This window comes from Streptococcus sp. UBA4344, assembly GCF_002393675.1.
Lineage (GTDB): Bacteria > Bacillota > Bacilli > Lactobacillales > Streptococcaceae > Streptococcus > Streptococcus vicugnae.
On the sequence record NZ_DGTE01000036.1, the window covers coordinates 1 to 25459 of the forward strand.

29 protein-coding genes and 1 pseudogene are annotated in these 25459 nt (G+C 35.7%); 28 read left to right on the forward strand and 2 right to left on the reverse strand.

The window, feature by feature from the left end; translation table 11 throughout:
- The 26 genes and pseudogenes from B4D49_RS06965 to B4D49_RS07090 all read left to right on the forward strand — a co-directional run.
- Positions 1-249: FtsX-like permease family protein (locus tag B4D49_RS06965; RefSeq protein WP_286783621.1), on the forward strand; the 249-nt coding region annotated here is incomplete at its 5' end.
- A 141-nt stretch (positions 250-390) separates the two neighbouring features.
- A complete protein-coding gene (locus B4D49_RS06970; protein ID WP_286783622.1) occupies positions 391-891 on the forward strand; it encodes a hypothetical protein in 501 nt (166 codons plus the stop codon).
- Positions 884-1480 (forward strand): restriction endonuclease subunit S, encoded by a 597-nt coding sequence (locus B4D49_RS06975; protein WP_199543867.1) that lies wholly within the window; start codon positions 884-886, stop codon positions 1478-1480. Before B4D49_RS06970 ends, B4D49_RS06975 begins: the two co-directional genes overlap by 8 nt.
- A gap of 132 nt (positions 1481-1612) precedes the next feature.
- Complete coding sequence (locus B4D49_RS06980) at positions 1613-2953, forward strand: DUF2130 domain-containing protein (protein ID WP_286783623.1); 1341 nt, start codon at positions 1613-1615, stop codon at positions 2951-2953.
- Between the two features lie 51 nt (positions 2954-3004).
- Positions 3005-3436 (forward strand): GNAT family N-acetyltransferase, encoded by a 432-nt coding sequence (locus tag B4D49_RS06985; protein WP_286783624.1) that lies wholly within the window; start codon positions 3005-3007, stop codon positions 3434-3436.
- A gap of 81 nt (positions 3437-3517) precedes the next feature.
- A complete protein-coding gene (locus tag B4D49_RS06990; protein WP_286783625.1) occupies positions 3518-3733 on the forward strand; it encodes a DUF1858 domain-containing protein in 216 nt (71 codons plus the stop codon).
- Positions 3696-3824 (forward strand): annotated as a pseudogene (locus B4D49_RS06995) (PAS domain-containing protein); the annotation flags it as partial. The gene B4D49_RS06990 and the pseudogene B4D49_RS06995, both read left to right, overlap by 38 nt.
- 74 nt (positions 3825-3898) lie before the next feature.
- A complete protein-coding gene (gene truB / locus B4D49_RS07000; RefSeq protein WP_286783634.1) occupies positions 3899-4777 on the forward strand; it encodes a tRNA pseudouridine(55) synthase TruB in 879 nt (292 codons plus the stop codon).
- A gap of 13 nt (positions 4778-4790) precedes the next feature.
- A complete protein-coding gene (locus B4D49_RS07005) occupies positions 4791-5723 on the forward strand; it encodes a bifunctional riboflavin kinase/FAD synthetase (RefSeq protein ID WP_286783635.1) in 933 nt (310 codons plus the stop codon).
- A 42-nt stretch (positions 5724-5765) separates the two neighbouring features.
- A complete protein-coding gene (locus tag B4D49_RS07010; RefSeq protein ID WP_006532216.1) occupies positions 5766-6170 on the forward strand; it encodes a Spx/MgsR family RNA polymerase-binding regulatory protein in 405 nt (134 codons plus the stop codon).
- 94 nt (positions 6171-6264) lie between these two features.
- A complete protein-coding gene (locus tag B4D49_RS07015) occupies positions 6265-6540 on the forward strand; it encodes a UPF0223 family protein (protein WP_074481806.1) in 276 nt (91 codons plus the stop codon).
- On the forward strand, positions 6530-7294 hold the full coding sequence (locus B4D49_RS07020; protein ID WP_286783626.1) for an inositol monophosphatase family protein: 765 nt from the start codon (positions 6530-6532) through the stop codon (positions 7292-7294). The genes B4D49_RS07015 and B4D49_RS07020 overlap by 11 nt, the downstream gene beginning before the upstream one ends.
- Before the next feature lie 99 nt (positions 7295-7393).
- A complete protein-coding gene (locus B4D49_RS07025) occupies positions 7394-8215 on the forward strand; it encodes a ZIP family metal transporter (protein WP_206282049.1) in 822 nt (273 codons plus the stop codon).
- Positions 8216-8334: 119 nt separating this feature from the next.
- Positions 8335-8661, forward strand: coding sequence for a putative quinol monooxygenase (locus B4D49_RS07030; RefSeq protein ID WP_132869209.1), 327 nt, complete (start codon positions 8335-8337; stop codon positions 8659-8661).
- Between the two features lie 46 nt (positions 8662-8707).
- On the forward strand, positions 8708-9040 hold the full coding sequence (locus B4D49_RS07035; RefSeq protein WP_132869210.1) for a thioredoxin domain-containing protein: 333 nt from the start codon (positions 8708-8710) through the stop codon (positions 9038-9040).
- A 13-nt stretch (positions 9041-9053) separates the two neighbouring features.
- The gene (gene gorA, locus B4D49_RS07040) at positions 9054-10409 is read left to right on the forward strand and encodes a glutathione-disulfide reductase (protein ID WP_132869211.1); all 1356 of its coding nucleotides are present in this window, start codon (positions 9054-9056) and stop codon (positions 10407-10409) included.
- A 302-nt stretch (positions 10410-10711) separates the two neighbouring features.
- On the forward strand, positions 10712-12022 hold the full coding sequence (locus tag B4D49_RS07045) for an RsmF rRNA methyltransferase first C-terminal domain-containing protein (protein ID WP_286783627.1): 1311 nt from the start codon (positions 10712-10714) through the stop codon (positions 12020-12022).
- 141 nt (positions 12023-12163) lie between these two features.
- The gene (locus tag B4D49_RS07050) at positions 12164-13030 is read left to right on the forward strand and encodes a phosphate ABC transporter substrate-binding protein PstS (RefSeq protein ID WP_286783628.1); all 867 of its coding nucleotides are present in this window, start codon (positions 12164-12166) and stop codon (positions 13028-13030) included.
- A gap of 9 nt (positions 13031-13039) precedes the next feature.
- Positions 13040-13957: a phosphate ABC transporter permease subunit PstC gene (pstC, locus tag B4D49_RS07055; protein WP_252538613.1), complete on the forward strand. Its 918-nt coding sequence runs from the start codon at positions 13040-13042 to the stop codon at positions 13955-13957.
- Positions 13947-14834, forward strand: a complete 888-nt coding sequence (gene pstA / locus B4D49_RS07060; RefSeq protein ID WP_132869215.1) for a phosphate ABC transporter permease PstA — start codon at positions 13947-13949, stop codon at positions 14832-14834. Before pstC ends, pstA begins: the two co-directional genes overlap by 11 nt.
- Before the next feature lie 10 nt (positions 14835-14844).
- On the forward strand, positions 14845-15648 hold the full coding sequence (gene pstB, locus B4D49_RS07065) for a phosphate ABC transporter ATP-binding protein PstB (RefSeq protein ID WP_132869216.1): 804 nt from the start codon (positions 14845-14847) through the stop codon (positions 15646-15648).
- Between the two features lie 11 nt (positions 15649-15659).
- A complete protein-coding gene (pstB, locus tag B4D49_RS07070) occupies positions 15660-16418 on the forward strand; it encodes a phosphate ABC transporter ATP-binding protein PstB (protein WP_286783629.1) in 759 nt (252 codons plus the stop codon).
- Between the two features lie 30 nt (positions 16419-16448).
- Positions 16449-17102, forward strand: coding sequence for a phosphate signaling complex protein PhoU (gene phoU / locus B4D49_RS07075; protein ID WP_199543893.1), 654 nt, complete (start codon positions 16449-16451; stop codon positions 17100-17102).
- 215 nt (positions 17103-17317) lie between these two features.
- Positions 17318-19861, forward strand: a complete 2544-nt coding sequence (locus B4D49_RS07080; RefSeq protein WP_286783630.1) for a M1 family metallopeptidase — start codon at positions 17318-17320, stop codon at positions 19859-19861.
- Between the two features lie 167 nt (positions 19862-20028).
- Positions 20029-20703: a response regulator transcription factor gene (locus B4D49_RS07085; RefSeq protein ID WP_132869597.1), complete on the forward strand. Its 675-nt coding sequence runs from the start codon at positions 20029-20031 to the stop codon at positions 20701-20703.
- The gene (locus B4D49_RS07090) at positions 20693-22021 is read left to right on the forward strand and encodes a sensor histidine kinase (RefSeq protein ID WP_199543897.1); all 1329 of its coding nucleotides are present in this window, start codon (positions 20693-20695) and stop codon (positions 22019-22021) included. Before B4D49_RS07085 ends, B4D49_RS07090 begins: the two co-directional genes overlap by 11 nt.
- Before the next feature lie 87 nt (positions 22022-22108).
- Here B4D49_RS07090 and rpsT read toward each other — a convergent pair whose 3' ends face one another.
- Both rpsT and coaA read right to left on the reverse strand, forming a co-directional pair.
- Positions 22109-22360, reverse strand: a complete 252-nt coding sequence (gene rpsT / locus B4D49_RS07095; protein WP_004231769.1) for a 30S ribosomal protein S20 — start codon at positions 22358-22360, stop codon at positions 22109-22111.
- A gap of 75 nt (positions 22361-22435) precedes the next feature.
- A complete protein-coding gene (gene coaA / locus B4D49_RS07100; protein ID WP_286783631.1) occupies positions 22436-23356 on the reverse strand; it encodes a type I pantothenate kinase in 921 nt (306 codons plus the stop codon).
- A 131-nt stretch (positions 23357-23487) separates the two neighbouring features.
- Between coaA and B4D49_RS07105 the strand changes: the two genes are divergently transcribed.
- The gene (locus B4D49_RS07105) at positions 23488-24078 is read left to right on the forward strand and encodes a class I SAM-dependent methyltransferase (protein WP_286783632.1); all 591 of its coding nucleotides are present in this window, start codon (positions 23488-23490) and stop codon (positions 24076-24078) included.
- 504 nt (positions 24079-24582) lie between these two features.
- Positions 24583-25248: a deoxyribose-phosphate aldolase gene (deoC, locus tag B4D49_RS07110; RefSeq protein WP_286783633.1), complete on the forward strand. Its 666-nt coding sequence runs from the start codon at positions 24583-24585 to the stop codon at positions 25246-25248.
- Positions 25249-25459: the final 211 nt, after the last annotated feature.

The following is a 25459-nucleotide window of genomic DNA, read 5'->3' on the forward strand; positions in this document are numbered from 1 at the left end:
ATTTACCGAGAAACAATCAGTCTATCAATTATCGGAATTGTGGTTGGGTTGATTGGTGGGAAATACCTACATCAAATGATTATGGACATGATTGGTTCAGATTATATCAAATTTGGTACAGAGGTTGGATTATCCATCTATATCATTCCAATTGTCGTTGTTATCGGAATACTATTTTTATTAGGCTGGCTTGTTAATCATATTTTAAAAACAGTTGATATGCTCGAAGCCTTGAAATCAGTAGATTAATATTAAAGTGATAAAAAATGCTCCTTAATATAAGGAGCGTTTTTATTTGTCGAGAAATGTTCTTTTGATGTCATTAACTCTATTTAAAAAATGCTATTTTAATAATATGCTTAACCGGTAAATTATTTTGAGGAGGCGACAATGACAGAAAATCCAAATACAATGGAACATAGCCAACAAAAACAGTTAATTAAACGGTTGAAATCAGAGTTAGGACCGCATAAATATGAACTATATATTGCAGCATTTTTGTCCTGGATACAATTTATAATGCGTATTCTTTCATTTTTTATTATCGCAAAAGCGGTAGATGCCTTATATCAAGAAAGTGATATTTCAATACTCAATCTAGTTTTATCATTATTATTTTTAAATCTTATTGGTTATATATCAGCTTGGCTAGCGAAAAAATATCAAGGAACAGCCTCTCAATATCCACGAAATCGATTAAAACAAGCATTTTTTGATGCTTTTCAAAGACATGGTGGCGAATTTGATGATCAGAATTTTTCGACTGCTGACGTGATGACAGTTGCATCACAAGGTATAGTAAAGGAGCAGCAGTTGTGCTGCTCTTTTCGCTTGTTTAAAAACTATTTTAGTATTATAATACTAATATGTAAAGGAGATAGCTATGAATGAAGTAGTCGAACGTTACAGAGAAAATAATGTTGCTAAAATTTCTTTAAGAGAAGTGACGGAGCATTTTAAAGGAAAGGCAGTTTCTAAGCTAAATGATGTTGGAAATATTTCAGTTATTAATTTGAGTGATATGTTAGAAACTGGCATTAATTATGAAAGTCTAAGGAAGATTGAAGCTGAAGAACAAAGTTTGAAACGTTACTTGTTACAAGAAGGTGATGTTTTGATTGCTTCAAAAGGGACTGTTAAAAAAATTGCTGTTTTTGAAGAACAAGAAGTACCTGTCATTGCCTCAGCAAATATCACGGTTCTAAGGCCTATCGCAGATATTTCAGGTGGTTACATTAAACTATTCTTAGATTCGGAAGTTGGACAAGGTCTTTTAGATGAGACAAATACTGGGAAGAATGTTATGAATCTAAATACACAAAAAATCATTAGTATTGAAATACCAAATCTTCCTTTAGTTAAGCAAGCTTATTTATTGCAGCGCTATGAGCAAGGGCTTAGAGATTATAAGCGTAAAATAATGCGTGCTCAACAAGAATGGCAACACATTCGAGAAGAAGTTGAAAGAAATCTATTTTAAAGTATAAGGTTGGGATTAAGTATCCTAGCCTTATTTGTTTACTATAGAATGAGTTTGAATATGTATCCTTTTATCAGAAAAAAATCTCAAGCTTTGTTATAATAATAGTATTATTGAATGAGCGAGGAAATTATGAATAATATTAAATGCCCGCATTGCGGAACTGTTTTTACAATCAATGAGACAGAGTATAGTCAGCTTTTAGCACAAGTCCGTAGCAATGAATTTGACAAAGAAATCCACGACCGTCTGGAAAAAGAGAAAGCTTTATTGGAAGAGAAATCGAAGAATGATTTACAAGTTCAAGTAAGCATCAAAGATAAAGAAATTGCTGATCTTTCATCAAAACTAGAGCAGTTAAAACAGGCCTTAGAGCTTGAAAACCAACGCCTTTTGAGTGCTAAAAATCAAGAGATTACTGAATTAAAGTCACAACTTAATAACTTAACGTCGGTTAAAGATTTGGAATTGACACAAGCGTTGACCGAAAAAGATAAGGAAGTCATTGGGCTCAAAAATCAACTTGAACGTCTGACACTTAAAAATAAAACAAGTTTAGTTGAAGCTGTTGCAAGTGTTGAAAAAGAACGTGATGAAGCAAAATCGAAGTTAGCGCTACAAGAAAAAGAAGCTGAATTATCTTTAGCATCAGTAAAAAGAGATTATGAAGCTCAGTTGAAAGCGGCAAATGAACAAGTTGAGTTTTATAAGAATTTCAAAGCTCAGCAATCTACAAAAGCAATCGGTGAGAGCTTAGAAGTTTATGCTGAAACAGAATTCAATAAAGTTCGTGCCTACGCTTTTCCAAACGCTACCTTTGGAAAAGATAACGAAGTATCAAGTCGTGGTTCAAAAGGGGATTTCATTTATCGTGAAACGGACGAAAATGGTATTGAAATACTATCCATCATGTTTGAGATGAAAAATGAAGCTGATGAAACAAAAACGAAGCACAAAAATAGAGATTTCTATAAAGAATTAGACAAAGACCGTCGCGAGAAAAATTGTGAGTATGCTGTTTTAGTAACCATGCTAGAAGCAGACAATGATTACTTCAATACTGGTATTGTTGACGTTAGTCATGAGTATGAAAAAATGTACGTTGTCCGTCCGCAACTATTCATTCAGTTGATTGGTATTTTGCGAAATGCTGCGCTTAATTCACTCAAGTATAAGCAAGAATTAGCTTTGGTTCGTGAGCAAAATATTGATATCACTCATTTTGAAGATGATCTTGAAACCTTCAAAAACGCTTTTGCTAAGAACTATACTTCAGCAAGTAATAACTTCAAAAAAGCCATTGATGAAATTGATAAATCAATCCGCCGTATGGAAGAAGTCAAGCGTTTCTTGACAACTAGTGAAAATCAGCTCCGCCTTGCTAACAATAAATTAGACGATGTTTCCGTCAAAAAATTAACACGAAAAAATCCAACCATGCGTGCCAAATTTGAAGCGTTAAAAGAAGAATAGGACCTTTCAATGTGGTGTTGTTTCTTTTCCTGAAATGTGTGAGGACTGAAAATGATTATTAGACCTGCTCAACTATTAGATATTGAAAAGTTATCCCCTCTTTATGCTGAACTTGGCTATCCTGTCAAGAAAGCTGAATTGGTTAGACGATTAAAAACAGTTCTTTCTCATCCTGATTACCATCTTTTAGTCGCAGTTGATGACAATGAAATCATTGGGATGATTGGTTATGCTAAAATGTTATTTTTTGAAAATGAAGGTGCCTACTATCGTATTCTTATTCTGGCAGTATTACAAAACTATCGCCGTAAGGGTGTTGCGACAGCCTTGATAGATGCTGTCAAAAATCGTGCACTATCTGAAAATATTCACGCTTTAGCGCTAAATAGTGGGGATACTTTAGAACGACAAATAGCTCATCGTTTTTATGAAAATTATGGTTTCAAGCAAGCTAGTCGTGGTTATTCTCTCTATCTAAAATAATGTTAATTGTTAATAGTTTCAAAATCATTGTCATTTTTCTGATGTGTTATAATAAAGCTATCAAATATTGAGGTAATTATTATGAACAATATTATAGATTTGACAAAACCAGTTGCCGAGATTATCAAGGAGCATCCTGAAATCAAAGATATACTGGTTGATTTAGGCTTTACGCCATTAGCAAATCCAGCAATGTTAAATACTGTTGGTAAGGTAACATCTCTTAAATCTGGTGTAAAACTGGCTAACCTAAAAAGTGGGCAAATTCATCCATATTACCTATGCGGCAGTTCGTGATGAAAACGGTGAATTCCAAGGTGTTTTAGAATACGTCCAAGATATTCAAGAATTCTTAGATATTGATACAGATGTTAACCGTGATATCTAGAAATAATGAACAAGTTAAAGCAATACAAAGTTTTAACTTGTTTTTTATTGATGAAAACAGGTATAATATTAGTTATGATTAACGGAATTATTAATTTGAAAAAGGAAGCTGGGATGACAAGCCATGATGCTGTCTTTAAGCTTCGTAAAATTTTACATGAAAAGAAAATCGGTCACGGTGGTACGCTAGATCCAGATGTTGTTGGAGTCTTACCAATTGCTGTCGGAAAAGCAACTCGTGTGATTGAATATATGACTGAAGCAGGAAAAGTATATCGTGGGCAAATCTGCCTAGGTTTTTCGACGACGACTGAAGATGCCAGCGGTGAACTAGTTGAGAAGTCACCAGTTAGCGAATTAAGTGAAGAAGAAGTTGACCTAGCACTTTCTCGTTTTATTGGTGAGATTACTCAGATTCCCCCAATGTATTCAGCTGTTAAGGTTAATGGGAAGCGTCTATATGAATATGCTCGTGCCGGTCAAGAGGTCGAACGTCCAAAACGTCATGTGTCAATTTATGACTTTAAGCGCACAAGTCCATTAAATTTCAAGGATGAGTGTTGTTATTTTGATTTTGAAGTTGAATGTAGTAAAGGGACTTATATCAGAACCTTATCAGTAGACTTAGGAAAATCGCTTGGTTTTGCAAGTCATATGTCTTATTTAGAGCGCCAAGCGTCAGCAGGTCTTCAGTTGGAAGATGCACTTACCTTGTCTGAAATTGCTGAAAAAGTTGCTCAAGATGATTTTTCATTTCTTTTGCCAATTGAATATGGTGTTATGGACCTACCTCGTATTGATTTGACCGAGGAACAAGTTACAGAGATTTCATTTGGTCGTAAAATTGCTCTAGATAGAAACGAAGAACAATTGGCAGCTTTCTATCAAGACAAAGTAGTTGCTATTCTCATTCCACGTGCTGACCTATACAAACCAAATAAAGTGTTTATATAATAGAATGGAAAAAATGAATATTCAACAAATAAAAGATGCTCGAGATATCAAACGTACTCGAGATAGTGTTTTAGTATTGGGATACTTTGATGGTCTTCACAAGGGCCACAAAGCTTTGTTTGATCAAGCGAGAGAAATTGCAAAACGTGATCAGTTGGAGTTAACTGTTTTGACTTTCAATGAATCACCGCGTTTAGCTTTTGCTCGCTTTACACCTGAGTTATTATTGAATTTGACTTCACCAGAAAAACGTTATGAAAAATTTTCTGAATATGGTGTAACTGATCTCTACTTAATTGATTTCACATCTGATTTTTCAAAAAAAACATCAAAAGAATTTCTTGAAACTTATATCAAAGCCTTACGCGCAAAAACAATTGTTGTTGGCTTTGACTATAAATTCGGACATGATCGTAAAGATGCTAATGATTTGGCAGAAATTTTTGATGGTCAAGTGATAGTAGTGCCAGAAGTTCAAGACGCTGGTAAAAAGATTAGCTCAACTAGAATTCGTCAGGAAATTTTATTAGGGAATGTTTCTGAAGTGAATCGTCTTTTAGGCTATGAATTCTCAATTAAAGGAATTGTGGTTCACGGAGATGCGCGTGGCCGTACAATTGGATTTCCAACAGCGAACTTAGCTGTTTTAGACCGAGTTTATCTTCCTGGTGATGGCGTTTATGTTTCAGATATCATTGTTTCAGGAAAACGCTACCGTTCAATGACAAGTATTGGTAAAAATGTCACATTTGGTGGTCAAGATTTACGACTTGAAGCAAATATTTTTGATTTTGATGAAGATATTTATGGAGAAACCGTCGAGATTATTTGGTTAGACAAGATTCGAGGCATGGAAAAATTCTCAGGAGCTGATGAATTAGTTAAGCGCTTAAAAATTGATAAAGAAATTGCCCAAAATTGGGGAAAAAATAGAAAACTTTTTTAAAATTTTGTATAATTAAGTTGAGAAGATTAGAGAGGTGGTTTTATGATTACTTTATTTTTGTCACCAAGTTGTACAAGCTGCCGAAAAGCACGAGCTTGGCTTAATGAACACGATGTTAAATTTCAAGAACACAATATCATTACCAGTCCTCTTAGTCGCGATGAATTAATGGCTATTTTGGCCTTTACAGAAAATGGAACAGAAGATATTATTTCAACTCGTTCAAAAGTATTCCAAAAGTTAGATATCGACCTTGACGAGTTATCAGTTTCAGAATTGATTGATTTAATTGCGAAAAATCCTGGCTTGCTTCGCCGTCCAATTATTTTGGACAACAAACGTATGCAAATCGGATTTAACGAAGATGAAATTCGTGCTTTTTTACCACGTGATTATCGTAAACAAGAACTACGTGATGCAACGATAAAAGCAGAAATTGAAGGATAGAATTAGAAAGGAATAACTTCTTAGTAAGAACTCTTGAATTCTCTTGATGTAGAGAGGAAAATAGGCTTTTCTTAGAAGTTTGGAAGATTTTTGTATGAAAAATTACAGCTATCCACTTGATTTGTCTTGGAGCACTGAAGAGATAGCATCAGTGCTTCATTTTTTAAATCAGGTTGAAGCCGCATATGAAACAAAAGTTGCTGTCAGTGATTTATTAGATAGCTATGCAACATTTAAAACGATTGTTAAAAGTAAAGCACAAGAAAAACAAATTGATCGCGAATTTCAACAAAGCAGTGGCTACTCAACTTATCAAGCCGTAAAAGCTGCTAAAGCAAAGGAGAAAGGATACATTTCCCTTGGAAAATAAGTTTCAATTTGCTAAAAAACTGATTCGTGAAGCGGGTGACTTTATCAAATCTAATATGGTTAACGAGCTTGAAATCGAAGAAAAAACACGCTTTGATGATTTGGTAACCAATTTAGATAAAGAAACGCAGGAATTGTTAATCGCTAACATTAAACAAGTCTATCCTGATGATCATATTTTGGCTGAGGAAAATGGTGTGCATCATAATATCACTGATGGCAATGTTTGGGTCTTAGACCCAATTGATGGAACAGTTAATTTTGTGGCGCAAGCTACACATTTCGCTGTCATGATTGCTTATTATGAGAATGGTATTGGTCAGTTTGGATTGATTTACGATGTAATGAATGATTTGTTGTATAGCGGTGGTGGCCAATTTGACGTTTGTGTGAATGACAAAAAATTATCACCATTTAAAGATCGACCACTGAACCGTTTTTTGGTAGGCTGTAATGCTAATATGTTCGCAAGTAATTATCACGGCCTTCACGACATGATTGAACAAACTTTAGGTGTTCGTGTTTATGGTGGTGCAGGTATCAGCATGGCAGCTGTCATGGCAGGACAGTTGATGGCTTACTTTTCATACATTCAACCTTGGGACTACGCTGCAGCAAAGGTGATGGGTGAGAAGCTGGGGTATGTTTTACTGACGATAGAAGGGAAAGAACCTGACTTTACACATCGTCAGAAGGTCATGTTTGTTCCAAAAGCAAAATTATCAACGATACAAACTTATTTATCTAAAACCTAGTATTTTTCTAGGTTTTTCTTTTATATCTGTGGTAAAATAAGAGTAATTTAATAGAAAACGTTTTAATTAAATAAATTTTTTAAAAGGAGATTTTTTATGATGAATTGGCTAATGACACAAAATGTTGTCCTTTTAGCCTTGTTAGCAGGTCTATTTACATGGGGCTGTACCATTGTAGGGTCTGCTGTTGTCTTTTTCTTTACCAAAGTTAGTCGCAAATTACTTGATGTCATGATGGGGTTTGCTGCCGGAGTAATGATTGCAGCGTCCTTTTGGTCTTTGCTTGACCCAGCACTTTCTTATGCTAAGGCTGATTATGGTAATTTTGCTTGGGTACCCGCAGCAGTTGGATTTTTACTCGGTGGCTTTAGTCTCCGATTGATTGACGCCCTTGTTCCTCACTTGCACTTAGGGTTAGATGTTTCTGAAGCTGAAGGTATTCAACCAAAGAAAAAACTATCAAAAACGGCTCTTCTCTTCTTAGCGATTACTATTCATAATTTTCCAGAAGGTCTAGCAGTCGGTGTTACTTTTGGAGCTTTGGCTTCTGGTAATATGACTAGTTCGGCGCTTATTGGTGCTATTGGTCTTGCTATTGGGATTGGTTTGCAAAATATCCCTGAAGGTGCTGCGTTGTCGATTCCGATTCGAGCTGATGGCAGTTCACGGTTGCGAGCTTTCTTCTTGGGGTCAATGTCAGCAATTGTTGAACCTATTGGAGCTGTTTTAGGAGCAGCGCTAGTGATTATTATGCTACAAATTATTCCGTATGCTCTGGCCTATGCAGCTGGTGCCATGATTTTCGTTGTTGTTGAAGAGTTGATTCCTGAATCACAGACGAATGGGAATACTGATATGGCAACTCTTGGATTAATGGTTGGGTTTGTTATCATGATGGTGATGGATGTGGCATTAGGCTAATTACTTTATATTCAAAAAGAGGTTGAGGTAAAATTTCTCAATCTCTTTTTTGGCGTGCAAATTATTTGAAACAGTTTTCAAAATTTATTAAAATGGAGAAAAAAGAAAAAGGTGACCATATGGCAATTACGGTTAATTTGTATTATAAAGGTGCAAACGGCAGTGCTAGACAGTTTGTGGAAGAAATGGAAAAATCTGGTATAGCAGATGCTATTCGTGCTGAAAAAGGTAATTTACGCTATGACTATTTCTTTCCGGCTAAAGAAACTGAGACAGTTTTATTGATTGATAGTTGGGAAAATCAAGAAGCCCTTGATATTCACCATGCTTCACCAATGATGACTACTTTAGCGAAATTGCGCGATAAATATGATTTGCATATGACAGTTGAACGTTATATTTCAGATAATAGTGACGTTGATGACAGTGCTTTTATTCGCCATTAATTTATCAATTACATCGATTATTAAGTTTTCTACAGGAGGTATTCAGATGACATCATTTGCATCATTTTTTACAGAAATTACTGCACAAGAAGCTAAAAAGTGTTTAGAAGTAGCAGAAGGTTTTATTCTCTTTATTGGTCGCCCTAGTTGTCCATATTGTCGCCGCTTTGAACCGAAGTTAACTCAAGTTGCTAAAGATAATCAACTTACTGTTTACTTTGTAAATAGTGAAGCAGTCGATTCTGATATTCAAGACTTAAGAACAGCATATGATGTTCCAACAGTACCAGGATTATTAGTTGCCAAAGCTGGTCATGTTAAAGTGGTGTGTGATTCGTCGTTGTCAGAAGAAGCAATTTTAGATTTTATCAAAAATTAGATTTGGAGAATATATGGACGTTAAGCAATATGACTATATTGTTATTGGCGGTGGTTCTGGTGGGATTGCTTCAGCTAATCGCGCAGCCATGCATGGTGCTAAGGTGATTCTTTTTGAAGCGAAAGAAGTTGGTGGTACTTGTGTCAATTTAGGATGTGTTCCTAAAAAAGTGATGTGGTACGGGGCTCAGGTCGCTGAGACGATTCAGACATACGCTAGCGAATATGGTTTTCACACGGCTGATACTACCTTTGATTTCAAAACTTTAAAAGCTAATCGCGAGGCTTATATTGACCGTATTCATGGCTCTTATGAACGCGGATTTGATAACAATGGTGTTGAGCGTGTTTATGACTATGCTAATTTTGTTGATTCTCATACGGTTGAAGTTGCTGGTCAATACTATACAGCTCCGCATATTTTGATTGCGACTGGTGGTCATGCTCTTTATCCTGATATTCCAGGTGCTGAATACGGCATGATTTCAGATGACTTTTTTGCCTTAGATAGTCTTCCAAATAGCGTTGCTGTTGTTGGAGCTGGCTACATTGCTGTTGAACTTGCCGGAGTCTTACATGCACTCGGTTCAAAGACAGACCTTTTTGTTCGTAATGAACGACCACTTCGTACGTTTGATAAAGAAATTGTTGAAACCCTTGTTAAATACATGGCTGAAAGTGGTCCACAATTACATACGCACTCAATTCCAAAAGAAGTTATAAAAAATGCCGATGACTCTTTGACGTTAATTTTAGAAAATGGCGAATCTTACACGGTAGACGCTATCATTTGGGCAATTGGCCGTAAAGCAAATGTGAGTGGATTCGGACTTGAAAAAACAGGAGTAGAATTAACCAAAGAAGGTTTCATTAAAACAGATGCCTATGAAAACACCTCTGTTGACGGTATTTACGCTCTAGGAGATGTTAATGGCAAACTTGAATTAACGCCAGTAGCAGTTAAGGCAGGAAGACAATTATCAGAGCGTCTTTTTAACAACAAACCAAATGCAAAAATGGATTATAAAGACGTTGCCACAGTCATTTTTAGCCATCCAGCGATTGGTTCTATTGGCTATTCGGAAGAAAAAGCTACTGAAGTATTTGGAGCAGATAAGATTAAAGTTTATCGCTCAACTTTTACGCCCATGTATACTGCTCTAGGTAATCATCGCCAACCAAGTAAAATGAAATTGGTTACTCTAGGTGAGGATGAGAAAATTATTGGTTTGCACGGTATAGGCTACGGTGTTGATGAAATGATTCAAGGCTTCTCAGTTGCTATCAAAATGGGAGCTACTAAAGAGGATTTTGATAATACGGTAGCCATTCATCCAACAGGAGCCGAAGAATTTGTAACAATGAGATAAATTTTTTCGTTGCTATAACTTTATTTGATGCTTCAAAAGTCACATCTGTTGTCTGAATGCCTTCCGTTTAAATAAGAGAAAGAGTGTCCTCTTTCTCCTTTCAAACCTTCCCCAAAGGTTTGAAACTATTCATCCAACAGGAGCCGAAGAATTTGTGACGATGAGATAGATTTAAAATTTTTATAAACAAACAAAGCAGTTCGAATATAAGAACTGCTTTTTATTGACTAAATTGCTGATTAAATCAGTCATATGCTTGTCTTAAAGTTGTAAAACACATGTGAAATTGTTATCATATAAGTATGAAATTACCTGATAAATTTATTGAAAAATACCGTAATCTTCTTGGACAAGAAGCAGATGATTTCTTTGCAACTTTTGATCAAGAAGCTGTTTCTGGATTTCGTGTAAATCCTCTTAAAAATGCTCAGCAGACTTTTGAATCACCGATTCCTGACACTCCGTGGGGCCACTATGGAAAAGTATCAGGTAAGTCACCTGAACATGTATCAGGACTGGTTTATTCTCAGGAACCTGCTGCTCAGATGGTTGCTCAAGTAGCAGCACCCAAGGAAAACATGCGAGTACTTGATTTAGCTGCAGCACCTGGTGGAAAATCAACTCACCTTCTCAGTTATATGAATAATACAGGTGTTCTAGTCAGCAATGAGATTTCTAACAAGCGCAGTAAAATCCTTGTTGAGAATGTCGAACGATTTGGTGCAAAAAATGTTGTGGTGACCAATGAAAGCTCAGATAGATTAGCAAAAGTTTTCAAAGAGTACTTTGACTTGATTGTCTTTGATGGTCCTTGTTCTGGAGAAGGAATGTTCCGAAAAGACCCTTCAGCGACACAATATTGGCATGAAGGATATCCAGCTGAATGTGCCAGTCTCCAAAAGGAAATCTTAGAAGAAGCAATGAAAATGCTTGCTCCAGGTGGTACACTTGTTTATTCAACATGCACATGGTCTCCTGAGGAAAATGAAGGGGTGGTAAATTGGTTACTATCAGAATATGACAACCTTGAGCTTGTTCCGATTGAGAAAATCAACGGGATGGCTGAAGGGATTAACATGCCTGAAGTTGCTCGTATGTACCCTCATCGATTCAAAGGTGAAGGACAATTTGTTGCAAAACTTCGAGACACGCGTGAACCTGTTCAACGAAAAGTCAAAGCTGTTAAATCAAACTTAACCAAAGATCAACAAAAATTGTGGCAAGAGTTTGCAAAAAAACATCTTAAGCTTGACTTAAAAGGGCTTCTTCAAACCTTTGGTGATAATCTTTATTTACTGCCTGAAGGATTACCAGATTTGGGAAAATTGAAAATTGCTCGCAATGGACTTCATCTTGGAACTTTTAAGAAAAATCGCTTCGAACCATCCTTTGCATTAGGACTGGCTCTTTCACCAAATGACGTAGAACAGTTTGTAGAAATTGATATAGAACAGTTCAAGGTTTATGTTACAGGAAATGTCATAAACTTAGAACAAAGCTTAAAAAATGGCTGGTATTTAGTTTCGATAAACGGCAACGGCATAGGTTTTGCAAAAATTACTGGAAATATTCTGAAAAATTACTTTCCAAAAGGACTTCGCTTTAATCCATAAACTGTTATAGGTACAATTTTTGAGTGACATAGGTTGAAAACCACTTTTCAAGGTTTCAGTGATGTGATACTATTTCCTTGTGAGGTATTTGTAACACTTCATGTTAATTACTTTTTATTTTCAAATAAGTAGGAATCGCAAATGAAAAAAATGAAAATTCTTAGCTTTTTATTGCTAGTTACCTCAGTTACCTTTGCTCTTTCTGGCTGTGCAAGCTGGATTGATAAAGGTCAGTCGATTACGAGTGTTGGATCGACAGCTTTGCAACCACTTGTAGAAGCTGCCGCAGATGAATTTGGATCGACTAATGTTGGAAAAACAGTCAATGTCCAAGGTGGTGGATCTGGTACAGGTCTTTCACAAGTTCAGTCAGGGGCTGTTCAAATTGGTAACAGCGATGTTTTCGCGGAAGAAAAAGAAGGTATTAATGCTGATAAGTTGGTTGATCACCAAGTAGCAGTAGCAGGACTTGCGGTTATTGTTAACAAGAAAGTTTCAGTTAACAATCTAACGACAGATCAGTTACACCAAATCTTTACTGGTAAGATTACGAACTGGAAAGAAGTTGGTGGTCCGGATTTAGCCGTTTCTATTATCAACCGTGCTGCAAGTTCAGGTTCTCGTGCGACCTTTGATAGTGTTATCATGAAAGGTGATCCGGCTATTCAAAGTCAAGAGCAAGACTCAAATGGTATGGTTAAATCTATTGTTTCGCAAACTCCAGGAGCTATTTCTTATCTTGCTTTTGCCTATGTAGATAGTTCCGTTAAGACAATTCGTTTGAACGGCTACAAACCAACTGCTGAAAATGTAACAAAAAATAACTGGCCACTCTGGTCTTATGAACATATGTATACGAAAGGTAAACCAACTGGTTTGACTAAAGAATTTTTGGACTACGTCATGAGTGATGATGTCCAAAAAGGTGTCGTTGAACAGATGGGGTATATTTCAGTTAACGATATGAAAGTTACAAAAGCAGCCGATGGCACTGTTACAGCAAAATAAGGAGATACTATGAGAAATCAAGATCTTGAGAAACAGTTAACAACGCCTTCGAAAAATTCTCGCCTTGAGAAGTTCGGAAAAGGCATTACATTCTTTTGTTTAGTACTGATTGTTTTCATTGTTGCAATGATTTTAATCTTTGTTGCTCAAAAAGGGTTATCAACTTTCTTCGTTGACGGTGTTAACCCAATCACATTCCTCTTTGGAAGTAAGTGGGATCCAAGTTCAGGATCATTTGGAGCTCTTCCAATGATTTTGGGATCATTTATTGTAACAATTTTGTCTGCCTTGATAGCAACACCGATTGCTATTGGTGCGGCAGTCTTTATGACAGAAATTTCTCCAAAATATGGAGCCAAAATTCTTCAACCAGCTATTGAATTATTGACAGGTATTCCATCTGTTGTTTATGGGTTCATTGGGCTACAAGTCATTGTGCCATTTACACGTTCTATTTTTGGTGGAACTGGTTTTGGTATTTTGTCCGGTGTCTGTGTTTTGTTTGTTATGATTTTACCGACGGTTACGTTTATGACAATTGATAGTTTAAAAGCAGTACCAAGACATTATAAAGAAGCTAGTTTAGCGATGGGAGCCACTCGTTGGCAAACCATCTGGCGCGTTATTTTAAATGCTGCTAGACCTGGTATCTTTACCGCAGTTATTTTCGGTATGGCACGTGCCTTTGGTGAAGCCTTAGCTATCCAAATGGTCGTTGGTAACTCAGCAGTTGTTCCTACATCACTAACAACTCCAGCAGCAACCTTAACATCCGTTCTTACAATGGGAATCGGCAATACCGTTATGGGAACTGTTCAAAATAATGTTCTTTGGTCACTAGCTTTAGTCTTGCTCATTATGAGTCTTGGCTTTAACATGCTCGTGAAATTTATTACAAGAGAAAGAAAGAGAAACTATGCACGCTAAGAAATTTGATAAGTTAGCAACAGGAATTCTCTATACAATTGCTGGAATTATTGTTGCTATTTTGGCATCATTATTACTATATATCTTGGTTAATGGATTACCTCATGTCAATTGGTCATTCTTGACAGGTAAGTCATCGTCATATGAAGCTGGTGGCGGTATAGGGATTCAGTTATATAATTCCCTCTTTCTTTTGGTAATCACATTGATGATTTCTATTCCATTATCAATGGGAGCAGGTATTTACTTATCTGAATACGCTAAAAAAGGGCGTTTTACTAACTTTATCAGAACATGTATTGAAATCCTTTCATCATTACCTTCAGTTGTTGTTGGTTTGTTTGGCTACCTCATCTTTGTAGTTCAATTCCAATATGGATTCTCAATTATTTCTGGTGCTCTTGCGCTTACGGTTTTCAACCTTCCTCAGATGACGCGTAATGTTGAAGATGGTCTTCGTAATGTTCACCACACACAACGTGAAGCAGGGCTTGCTCTAGGTTTATCGCGTTGGGAAACAGTTGTCCACGTGGTTATTCCAGAAGCTTTGCCAAGTATTGTTACTGGTATTGTTCTTGCTTCAGGACGTATCTTTGGTGAAGCAGCAGCTCTTATCTATACTGCTGGTCAATCAGCTCCAGCGCTTGATTGGTCAAATTGGAATCCGCTAAGTATTACAAGTCCGATTTCAATTTTCCGCCAAGCCGAAACTTTGGCTGTTCATATCTGGAAAGTTAATAGTGAAGGAACAATCCCTGATGCTACTCAAGTGTCACAAGGTAGTGCTGCAGTTCTCTTGATTTTCATCTTAATTTTCAACCTCTCAGCACGTTATATCGGTAAAAAACTTCACGCTAAATTAACGTCAGCAAAATAAAGGAGAAGAGATGACAAAATATAACTGGGATGAACGACATATTATTACTTTTCCTGAAGACAAACTAGCTTTAGCGACAAAAGATCTTCATGTTTACTACGGTCAAAAAGAAGCTATCAAAGGAATTGATATGCAGTTTGAAAAAAATAAAATTACTGCTCTTATCGGTCCTTCAGGATGTGGTAAATCAACTTTTCTTCGTAGCCTAAATCGTATGAATGATACCATTGACATTGCAAAAGTTACTGGTCAAATTTTGTACGAAGGTATCGATGTTAATGCTAAAAACATTAATGTTTACGAAATGCGTAAGCACATCGGAATGGTTTTCCAACGACCAAATCCATTTGCTAAGTCAATTTATAAAAATATTACATTTGCCTATGAGCGTGCAGGTGTCAAAGATAAACAATTTTTAGATGAAATTGTTGAAACTTCTTTAAAACAAGCTGCTCTCTGGGATCAAGTGAAAGATGATTTGCATAAATCAGCCTTCACACTTTCAGGTGGTCAACAACAACGCTTATGTATCGCGCGAGCTATTGCAGTGAAACCAGATATTCTTTTAATGGATGAACCTGCCTCAGCTCTTGACCCTGTAGCTACAATGCAACTGGAAGATACTATGTTTGAGTTGAAAAAAGATTACACTATCATCATTGTAACTCATAACATGCAACAAGCAGCACGTGCTAGTGATTATACAGCCTTCTTCTATTTGGGAGATTTAATCGAATACGACACAACGAATAATATCTTCCAAAATGCCAAATTGCAATCAACTAGCGATTATGTATCAGGACACTTTGGTTAGAAAGGCGTGACATGACAGAACCTATTTTAAAAGTAAGAGACTTATCTGTTTACTATAATAAGAAAAAAGCGCTCAATAATGTCTCTATGGATTTCTATCCTAATGAAATTACTGCATTGATTGGTCCATCTGGTTCAGGAAAATCAACACTATTACGTTCGATTAATCGAATGGGGGACTTGAACCCTGAAGTAACCCTAACAGGATCAATCGTTTATAACGGACATAACATTTATAGTCCACGAACAGATACGGTTGAACTTCGTAAAGAAATCGGAATGGTTTTCCAACAACCTAACCCATTTCCAATGTCAATTTATGAAAATGTTGTTTATGGCCTACGTCTAAAAGGAATTAAAGATAAGCAAGTTTTAGATGAAGCAGTTGAAACTTCTTTGATTGGTGCCTCAATATGGGATGAAGTAAAAGACCGTTTGCATGATTCAGCCCTTGGCTTGTCTGGTGGTCAACAACAACGTGTGTGTGTCGCGCGCGTTTTAGCGACAAGTCCCAAAATCATTTTACTTGATGAACCAACATCAGCTCTTGACCCTATCTCAGCAGGTAAGGTCGAAGATACGCTTTATGGTTTGAAAGATAAATACACAATGCTTCTTGTGACACGTTCAATGCAACAAGCATCACGTATCTCAGATCGTACCGGTTTCTTCCTTGATGGAAAACTCATTGAGTACGGAAAAACTCATGAAATGTTTATGGATCCTAAATGTAAAGAAACCGAAGATTATATTACTGGTAAATTTGGTTAGTTTTGGGAACACTCAAAAGGAGATGATATTATGTTGAGATCAAAATTTGATGATGAATTAGAAAAATTACATAACCAATTCTACGCTATGGGTACTGAAGTGTTATCACAAATTAACAAAACAGTTCGTGCTTTTATCAGCCATGACCGTGAATTGGCTAAAGAGGTTATTGAAGGCGACGAAATTGTTAATAATTTCGAAACAAAACTTGAGAAAAAATCTCTTGAAATCATTGCCCTACAACAACCCGTTTCACAAGATTTACGTACGGTTATTACCGTTTTGAAAGCATCTAGTGATGTAGAACGTATGGGTGACCATGCAGCGTCAATTGCAAAAGCCACTATTCGTGTAAAAGGTGAAGAACGTTTACCAGAAGTAGAAGCAGAAATCAAAAAAATGGGTAAAGCCGTTCGTAACATGGTAGAAGAAGCGCTTGATGTTTATGTGACAGGTGAAGAAGAACGCGCTTATGAAGTTGCAGCTTCTGATGAAGTCATTGATAACTACTTTAAAGAAATTCAAAACATGGCTGTTGAATCTATTCGTCAACAACCAGATACTGTTTTTGCTGGTAAAGAGTATCTTCAAGTAATTACTTACTTAGAACGTATCGGTGATTATGCTCGTAACCTTTGTGAATGGGTTATTTACCTTAAAACAGGAAAAATTATTGAATTGTAAAAGTTTAAAAGACTGTCTATTAGGCAGTCTTTTTCAATAGGCTTTTTAAAACTGACATATATCATATTTTGTGATATAATGATGAAGTTTGATGGTATTGTCGTTTTCTGAATTTTCATTTATTATACAATCCATCATCCGATTTAATTTTTAAAAGATTAGGTGATATGGGGAAGCAATATACTGGTCCTCATTCTACGTTTTAAAGGAGTTATATGAAAACTGTAGAACATTTTATTGAAAAGTTTGTTCCTGAAAATTATAATATTTTCCTTGATATTAACCGTCAAGACAAAACTTTTTCAGGTAACGTTGCCATTAGTGGTGAAGCTTTAGATAATGTTATTTCATTCCACCAAAAAGATTTGACAGTTGCTTCTGTTTTGTTAGACAATCAAAATCTTGAATTTACGATTGATAATGATAATGAAGCTGTCCATGTTGAATTACCAGAAACTGGAACAATGACACTTGTTGTTGAGTTTTCAGGTAATATCACTGATAACATGACTGGTATTTACCCATCATATTACACAGTTGATGGGGTTAAAAAAGAAGTCATTTCAACTCAATTTGAAAGTCACTTTGCGCGTGAAGCATTTCCATGTGTTGACGAACCAGAAGCTAAAGCAACATTTGATTTAAGTATCAAATTTGACCAAACTGAAGGTGAGATTGTTCTTTCAAATATGCCTGAAGTTGATGCTGATCGTCGTAAGGAAACTGGTCTTTGGACATTTGATACAACACCACGCATGTCATCATACTTGTTGGCTTTCGCTCTTGGTGATTTGCAAGGTAAAACCGCTAAAACTAAAAACGGTACTGAAGTAGGAGTTTTCTCAACAAAAGCACATGCTCTTAAATCTCTAGATTTTTCACTAGACATTGCTGTTCGTGTCATTGACTTTTACGAAGAATACTTTGGTGTTAAATACCCAATTCCATTGTCATACCACGTTGCGCTTCCTGACTTTTCAGCGGGAGCTATGGAAAACTGGGGCTTAGTAACATACCGTGAAGTTTATCTTCTTGTTGATGAAAACTCAACAGTTAAGAGTCGTCAAAGCGTAGCCCTTGTTGTTGCTCACGAATTAGCTCACCAATGGTTCGGTAACCTTGTTACAATGAAATGGTGGGATGACCTATGGTTGAATGAATCATTCGCCAATATGATGGAATATGTCTCTGTTGATGCTATCGAACCATCATGGAATATCTTCGAAGATTTCCAAACAGGAGGTCTTCCATTAGCGCTTAAACGTGATGCAACTGATGGTGTTCAATCTGTTCACGTTGAAGTCAAACACCCTGATGAAATCAATACATTGTTTGATCCAGCTATTGTTTACGCTAAAGGTAGTCGCTTGATGCACATGCTTCGTCGTTGGTTAGGTGATGAAGATTTCCGTGCTGGTCTTAAAATCTACTTTGAAAAACACCAGTATAGCAATACAATCGGTTGTGACCTTTGGGATGCTTTGTCAGAAGCATCAGGAAAAGATGTTGCTGCTTTCATGGATGCATGGTTAGAACAACCTGGTTACCCTGTTGTGACTGCTGAAGTTGTTGATAATACACTTGTTCTTAGTCAAAAACAATTCTTTATTGGTGAAAGTGTTGATGAAAATCGTATTTGGCCAATTCCATTAAATAGCAATTGGAAAGGTCTTCCAGATACTTTAACAGAAGCTCGTCTTGAAATTCCTAATTACAGCAAACTTGCTTCTGAAAATGATGGAGCTTTCCGTCTCAATACAGAAAATACAGCCCACTATATCACAAACTACAAAGGTGAGTTGTTAGATACAGTTCTTGAACAATTGACTGAACTTGATACAGTTTCAAAACTTCAAGTAATCCAAGAACGTCGTTTGCTTGCTGAAAGTGGCGAAATCTCATACGCTGAGTTAGTGCCATTATTAACAAAACTTTCTGATGAAACATCATACTTGGTAGCAGAAGCTATTTCTCAAGTTGTTGATGGTTTGGATATCTTCTTAGACGAAGGAAGTCAAGCACAAGCTCAATTCAAAGCCTTGATTAGTCGTTTGATGCAAAAAAACTACGATCGTTTAGGTTTTGAACCAAAAGCTGGTGAATCTGATGAAGATGAGATCGTTCGACAAAATACTATTTCATTGATGTTGTATGCTGATAACGAAGATGCTGTTACAAAAGCTGAAGCAATCTTCCATCAACACAAAGATAATATTGAAGCCATTCCAGCATCAATCCGTATGTCAGTTCTTGCCAACCAAGTCAAACATGCTGAAACTGAAGATTTAGTATCACTTTACCTTGACACTTATGTGAAGACAAACGATGGTAACTTCAAACGTCAATTGGCATCTGCTTTGTCAAATACAAAAGATAATGCAACAGTTGAACGTGTATTGGCTGAGTTGAAAAATAAAGATGTTGTTAAACCTCAAGACTTAGCTATGAGTTGGTACCGTCCATTCCTTGATAAAACATTCTCTCAAGGTGCATTCTGGACATGGGCTAGAGAAAACTGGGATTGGATTAAAGCTGCACTTGGTGGCGATATGAGTTTTGATAAATTTGTTATCTACCCAGCTAATTCATTCAAGACAGTTGAACGTCTTGAAGAGTATAAAGCTTTCTTTGAACCTCAATTGAATGATATGGCTATTAGCCGTAACATCACAATGGGTATTAAAGAAATCTCAGCTCGTCTTGATTTAATTAGCACAAGTAAAGTTGCTGTTGAAGAAGCTCTAGCAGCAGTTAAATAAGCAGTGATAAAGAGGCGTTTGAGTGAAAACTCAGACGCTTTTTTTCTGCCTTTTAGGAAATCTTAAGCTCAATTCGATATTCTTTTGATAGACTAAATAAATTGCATTAAATACTTAGACCAAAGGGTTAAGTCATGATATAATAAGATGAATAAGGGAGCAGATATATGATTAAGATTTTATTAGTAGAAGATGATTTGAGCTTGTCAAATTCAATCTTTGATTTTTTAGACGATTTTGCTGATGTTATGCAAGTTTTTGACGGTGAAGAAGGATTATATGAAGCAGAAAGTGGTGTTTATGATCTTATCTTGCTTGATTTAATGTTGCCAGAAAAAGATGGTTTCCAAGTTCTTAAAGAACTACGTGAAGATGGCATTACAACACCAGTTTTAATTATGACAGCTAAAGAAAGTCTTGACGACAAAGGACATGGCTTTGAACTAGGTGCTGATGACTATTTAACGAAACCATTCTATCTTGAAGAGTTAAAGATGCGTATTCAGGCACTTTTGAAGCGTTCAGGTAAATTCAATGACCACACTTTATCTTATCACGAGTTAACTGCTGATACATCAACTAACACAACAACAGTAAATGGCGAAAAAGTTGAGTTGTTAGGTAAAGAATTTGATTTATTGGTTTATTTCTTACAAAACCAAAATGTTATCTTACCAAAATCTCAAATTTTTGATCGTATTTGGGGCTTTGATAGTGATACGACGATTTCTGTCGTAGAAGTTTACGTTTCTAAGATTCGTAAAAAGTTAAAGGGCACAAGCTTTGCTAATAATCTTCAAACACTACGAAGTGTAGGATATATTCTAAAAGATGCTGAATAACATACACAAAAAAATATCTACTGGGACTTTTTCTCACTTTTTCCATTTCTTTGCGGTATTTACTGGGATCTTTATCATTATGACTACCATTATCTTGCAGATTATGAGATATGGTCTGTATTCTTCTGTAGATACTACTTTGAAAAATGCAGCAGACAATGCAAGTGACTACGTTACACGAACGATGGAACGTAGTGATTCTCTGCAATCCAATAATGACTTTAGTGATTCTGGAAAGAGCAAACCAAGATCAAACATTGCAAGTTTAAGTAATGTCAGTGTTTTGCTGTATGATACAAATGGGAAAATTGTTAACGCTATCGATGCGTTCGTTCAATTTGGAACCCTGACTTCGAGTGTAGATGAGGATTCGGTTGGCGAGATTAAAGATGAAAAGATGACAACCATCTTTGGTCAAACGGAAAAATATCACGTTTTAACTGTAAGGGTGTACAGCAGTGATTATCCCTCAATTGAGTATGCAACCTTCTTGATTAGTGTTAGCCAACTTGATGAGGCAAATGAACGTTATGTAACGATTACCATTTCAGTTATGATTATTTTCTGGATGATTTCTATTTTGGCAAGTGTCTACTTAGCTAACTGGACACGTAAGCCAATTCTAGAAAGTTATGAAAAACAAAAACGCTTTGTCGAAAATGCTAGTCATGAATTACGAACACCATTAGCCGTGCTTCAAAATCGACTTGAAAGTTTGTTCAGACGACCTAATGCAACGATTCTTGATAATAGTGAAAGTATCGCGGCAAGTCTGGATGAGGTTCGAAATATGAGGATTTTAACAACGAATCTTTTGAATCTTGCTAGACGAGACGATGGCTTGAAAGTTGAATTGGAAGAGATTCAACCATCTACTTTTAACGAAATTTTTGAGAATTACAATATGATTGCCAAAGAAAATGGCAAAACATTTGTTGCTCACAATTCAGCTGATCGTCCAATAAAATCTGATAAGACGCTGCTCAAACAATTGATGACTATCTTATTTGATAATGCTATTAAGTACACTGATGATGATGGTTTTATCGAATTTACTGTTAAGACAACAGAACGTCAAACGATTTTGACAATCTCTGATAATGGGCCTGGTATTAGTGATGCTGATAAAGAGAAAATCTTTGACCGCTTTTATCGCATTGATAAAGCTAGAACACGTCAAAAAGGTGGGTTTGGTCTTGGATTATCATTAGCAAAACAAATTGTTGATGCCTTAAAAGGTGATATTCAAGTCAAAGATAATCATCCAAAAGGAACGATATTTGAGGTTCGTTTCAATCGACACAATTTTGGTAAATAGAAAAGGGACGCTAATCAGCATCCCTTTTAGTTTGTAAGAGTGTTCATTAGAAAAAAGAAAAACTCCATTTGGAGTTTTCATTGGATATTATTTAGCCAATTTAGCAGCAAGACGTGCTTTATCGCGGCTAGCTTTGTTTTTGTGAATCAAACCTTTTGATTCAGCTTTATCGATGCTTGCAGAAGCAGCACGGAAAAGCTCTTCAGATGGGTTAGCTTCAAATGCTTTGATAGCAGAACGCATAGCTGATTTTTGTGCTGAATTTTTTTCGTTTTGTTTAACGTTAAGTTCAGCGCGTTTGATAGCTGATTTAATATTTGCCAATGTTTTCACCTCCAAATTAATCTAACTACATTATTATATAGAATTTATTGCGTTTTGGCAAGCCTTAATCATTGTTTCAGGAAAATTTACTTATTTTTTCAAGTAAATTCGATCGATTTTGTGGTTGTCTGTCTTGTGCAAAATCAATTCGGCACGATTGCGAGTTGGTTCAATATATTTTTCAAGATTGACAAGATTAACCGTTTTCCAGACCATTTTAGCGAACTCTAAAGCATCTTGGTGAGGCATTTTTACGAAACGATTATAGTAATTAGTCTGATCTGTTTTAGCTAATTCAAGTAAACTATCGAAACGTTCTAAGTACCATTTTTCAATTAAATCATTTTCAGCGTCAATATAAATAGAAAAGTCAAAGTAACCAGTCATATAGATACGCTTATTCTTTTGATTTTGGAAAACGTTAATACCTTCAACAATTAAGAAGTCTGGTGCCTCAATTATTTGTTCTTGGTCAGGAATAATATCATAAACTTCATGTGAATATACTGGAATATGAGCAGTCATTCCGTTTTTAACAGTATCTAGGAAGTTTAGAAGAAGTTCCATATTATAACTTTCAGGGAAACCTTTACGATCTAAAATATTTCGCTCGATTAACTCTTTATTTGGATAAATAAAGCCATCTGTTGTCACCATTTCAACCTTGCTATCTTTAAATGTTCTAGACAGGAGAAGTTGTAAAAGACGACTTGTTGTTGATTTCCCAACGGCTACAGAACCAGAGATTCCGATAATAAAAGGTCGATTGCTTGCTTCTTTTTTTAAGAAAATGCTTTTTGAAAAGGATAGGTTTTCTTGAGCATTTTTGTAGATTTGAATCAAACTTATCAAAGGAAGATAAACTTCAATAACGTCTTGAATACTGATGTTATCATTCAAACTTTTAATTGATTCAAGTTCCTCAGCAGTAAGAGGTGGCTGAGTCTTACGATGTAACTCCTGCCAAGTTTCACGAGAAATAAAATCAAAATTAATAAATTCGTTGGTCATACGAAACTCCTTAAAGAGGTTATGTAACTTATTATAGCATTTTAAGGAAGGATTGAAAACAGTTACAACGTTTGATATGATAGAAGAGTATGATAAAATAGAAGTGCATTATAAGAGAAAGTGATAGAAGAATGACTAAAATGTATTATGCAGAAAACCCTGATAGTGCTCATGATATTCATGAACTAAAAGTTACATTGCTTGGAGAACGCTTCACTTTTTTAACTGATTCAGGTGTTTTTTCTAAAAAAATGATCGATTATGGAAGTCAAGTCCTTTTAAATACCTTAGGTTTTGAAAAAGGGAAAACTCTTTTAGATCTTGGCTGTGGTTATGGTCCGCTAGGAATTTCATTAGCTAAAGTTCAGGGTGTTAAGCCAACTATGGTTGACATTAATAACCGTGCTATTGATTTGGCTAAGCAAAATGCACAAAAAAATGGTGTTTGTGCCGATATCTTCCAATCAAATATTTACGAAAAAGTGAATGGAACATTTGATTATATCATTAGTAATCCACCAATTCGAGCTGGTAAGCAAGTAGTTCATACTATTATATCTGAAAGTATCAACTACTTAAATGCAGGCGGAAATCTAACAATTGTGATTCAGAAAAAACAAGGAGCCCCAAGTGCTAAAGCGAAAATGGAAGAAGTTTTTGGAAATGTTGAGATTTTAAAACGTGACAAAGGCTATTATATTTTGCGCAGTGAAAAAAATTAATAAGTGAATAAAAAATCTTTATTGAATTAGATATTGATTCTAGTTTGATAGAGATTTTTTTATTGAATTCCTACAATAATAGGCTTTGTGACAAATGTCATAGAATAATTATGACACAAAGGTCACTTTTAAAAGTATAATTATTCACATAAAAATCATAAAATACACTAATTTAAAGCGTTCACAGTATCAAAAAAGTAAGATTTTATATTCGTAAAAACTTGTTGTTTATAGTAAAATAATATAAAAATGTTCAGAAATACCGAATATGACATGTGACATATATGTCACATTTTGTACAAAAACAAGGCTTTAACAAGGTTTATAGATAAAAAAGAAACAAAAAAAGCGTTTTAATGAATTTTCGGATTTTGCCATTTTTGCTGTTTATTAAAAAAATAGCAAAAAAGACTTACATTCTATCAAAAAAATGGTAGAATAGGTAGAGTGTAATTATTAATGAAATGAAAAAAACATTTTCAGGAAGGAACGGAAATTAAATTAATGTCTATTAACAAATACATTGATCACACTTTATTGAAACCTGAAAGCACTCAAGATCAAATCGATAATCTTATTGCTGAAGCGAAAGAATACAACTTTGCTAGCGTATGTGTTAATCCAACTTGGGTATCACACGCTGCCCAAGCTTTAAAAGATTCAGATGTTAAAGTTTGTACAGTTATTGGTTTTCCTTTAGGAGCTAACACAAGTCGTGTTAAAGCATTTGAAACAAAAGATGCTATTGAAAATGGTGCGGATGAGATTGACATGGTTATTAATATCGGTCAATTGAAAGCAAAACAATATGATTTTGTTGAAAATGATATTCGTGCTGTTGTTGAAGCAAGTGGTGATAAATTGGTTAAAGTTATCATCGAAACTTGTCTCTTGACTGATGAAGAAAAAGTAAAAGCTTGTCAATTATCAGTTGCAGCTGGTGCTGATTACGTTAAAACATCAACTGGCTTCTCAACTGCTGGTGCAAACGTTCATGATGTTGCGCTTATGCGTAAAACAGTTGGACCAAACGTTGGTGTAAAAGCAGCTGGTGGTGCTCGTTCATATGCTGATGCAGAAGCTTTTGTTAAAGCTGGCGCAACTCGTATTGGTGCATCATCAGGTGTTGCAATTGTTAATGGTGAAACTGCTGCAGAAGGTAGTTGTTAATCATTAATATGGAGTGATTTAAACACAACCTATTTTTGATTGTGGACGGTCGAGACGACGGTCAGGTGGTGTTATTACCACAGTTTTATAGACTTGTCTAAGTCTATCTTCAGAGTGTTCATTAAGCCATCTGGCTTGATAGATTTTTGCAACAACCGTTGCTTATAAGTTTTTTAGGGGGGTTCATTTTCATGAACAAGAAAATTGTTGG